This is a genomic window from Micromonospora sp. URMC 105 (genome assembly GCF_051386295.1).
In the GTDB taxonomy this organism is placed as follows: domain Bacteria; phylum Actinomycetota; class Actinomycetes; order Mycobacteriales; family Micromonosporaceae; genus Micromonospora.
The window spans coordinates 1-1,470 of sequence record NZ_JBPQTL010000201.1 but is presented as its reverse complement, the minus strand read 5'-3'; the positions used below and the strand labels follow the sequence as shown (position 1 = coordinate 1,470).

General features: G+C 68.9%; 1 protein-coding gene. It reads left to right on the top strand.

The window, feature by feature from the left end; translation table 11 throughout:
- Positions 1 to 621 precede the first annotated feature (621 nt).
- Positions 622 to 1,209 carry a hypothetical protein gene (locus tag ACSNN7_RS28910; protein WP_436684211.1) on the top strand — a complete coding sequence of 196 codons (588 nt, stop codon included), beginning with the start codon at positions 622 to 624 and terminating at the stop codon, positions 1,207 to 1,209.
- The last annotated feature ends 261 nt before the right edge of the window (positions 1,210 to 1,470 follow it).

Sequence of the window (1,470 nt, the reverse complement as noted above, 5' to 3'; positions counted from 1 at the left end):
GACAGCCCCCAGGCCACCGCCCGCCCCCGCCAGGTCCTCTTCGGGTACGCGGACACCCGTCCCCGCCTGCCGCCAAGCGGACGGACCGGTGCCTGTCCAACGCGGGCGCCCGCCAATGGGCGCGGAGGGGCTGCGGGACGGTCTATGGCGGGGTGTCCGCTTCGGCCGGTGGTCCGTGCGGCACGGTGTCCGGATTGTGCCCGCCTGGGTGCGGGATCCCGTGACCGGCGGCATCCCGGGGGCGGAATGGCGGCCGGGCGGGTGTCGTTACATCACCCGGACGACCGCAGCAGCAACCCTCGGCTGCCTGGCCCGATGATGCGGCCGGCGGCGGATGGCGAGCCCCGGAATGATGGCGGGCCGCCGGTCGTTACATCACCTGGACGATCGCAGCACCCGCTGCTCTGGCCCGATGAGGTGGCCGGCCGGGGGTGCGAGCCCCCGGAATGTTGGTGGGTGGCCGGTCGTTACACATGGTCCCGGCGCCGCGAGCCCCCCCGGCTCGCGATGACCTGCCGGACGAAGACTTTTCCCTTTGTGAATTTTGAGCGCCCCGTCGTGGTGCCTGCACCCGCTCGACCCCCCAGTCGATGGTGCCAACCCCCGAAGGAGCTATCTCTGATGAACACGACCATTCTGCGTAAGAGCGTGCTGGGTATCGCTGGTCTGGCCTTCGCCGGTGGCGTGTTCGCCGGCCCGGTCACCGAGGCTCACGCCGCGCCGACGGCCGAGGCCAAGGCGGTGGCGGTGGTGCAGGCCGACAAGACCGACAAGAAGCTGATTCCGCATGGTGTGCAGGGCAAGCAGTCGCGCATCGACCTCAACGACGAGCAGGTCGCCAACGTCAAGGCGATCATCGCCGCGACGAAGAAGTCCGACATGGACGAGCGGGCTGCCGTGGTCGCGATCGCGACCGCGCTGCAGGAGTCGAAGCTGGAGAACCTCGGCCACCTGGGTGAGCGCAACGACCACGACTCGCAGGGCCTGTTCCAGCAGCGCCCGAGCTCGGGTTGGGGCACGGTCGAGCAGATCACCGACCCCGAGTACAGCACCAAGGCGTTCCTCAAGGGCCTGAAGCAGGTCGACGGGTGGCAGGACATGCCGCTGACCGAGGCCGCCCAGACCGTGCAGGTCTCGGCCTACCCCTTCCACTACGCGCAGTGGGAGAAGCAGGCCGCCGACCTCGTCGCCGAGCACTGGAACAACTGAGCAAGCTCAATCACGCTGGCCGGCACCCCGTCAGGGGGTGCCGGCCAGCGGCGTATCCGGCCCTGAAACGAACCCTCGTCCGAGCCGATCTTGGACACTTACCGTTCGGACTGAACGGCAACTGTCCAAGATCCCCGGACCACACCCCGACCACCCCGCTGATCATGAAGTTAGCGGCAGTCGAGGAGATCAACACCGCCGCTAACTTCATGATCACCGCGGTGGGCGCGGGGGTGCGGGGACGGGGGGTGGGACGACAGA

Coding starts and splice junctions, on each gene's coding strand:
- ACSNN7_RS28910 (WP_436684211.1), top strand. CDS start 622: ATGAACACGACCATTCTGCGTAAGAGCGTGCTGGGTATCGCTGGTCTG.